Origin of the sequence: Pseudomonas sp. GM_Psu_1, assembly GCF_026544185.1 — a bacterium.
Lineage (GTDB): Bacteria > Pseudomonadota > Gammaproteobacteria > Pseudomonadales > Pseudomonadaceae > Chryseomonas > Chryseomonas oryzihabitans.
The window spans coordinates 1-324 of the sequence record NZ_JALNUX010000041.1 but is presented as its reverse complement, the minus strand read 5'-3'; the positions used below and the strand labels follow the sequence as shown (position 1 = coordinate 324).

Here is a 324-nt window from a genome sequence, read left to right as displayed (position 1 = left end):
GGCATCGGCGAAGCGGTCGATATCGCCGAGCTCCGCCAGGATCAGGGCGGCGGTCTTGTCAGCGATGCCGTCGATACTCACCAGCAGGTCGCGCTTACCACGTAAGTCCGGATCGTCGTCGATATGGCGTTTGATCTGTTCGAGCGTCCAGGCGATCTGCTCATCGAGCCGTTGCAAGACTGCCCGGATCGAGTCCTGGACTTTTTCCGGACTGATCTCGAGCCGATTGAGCTCCATCTGCCGTAGCGATTGGAGATCCTCCAGGCGCCGGGTCAGCGCGCGAAGCGTGCGGATGGACACAGGTTCCGGGTGCCAGGCTCGCAA

Annotated in this window: 1 pseudogene; it reads right to left on the bottom strand. The window is 62.0% G+C overall.

Annotated features, from left to right (window positions below):
• A pseudogene (locus OXS31_RS23360) lies at window positions 1-300 on the bottom strand (IS110 family transposase); the annotation flags it as partial.
• Window positions 301-324: the final 24 nt, after the last annotated feature.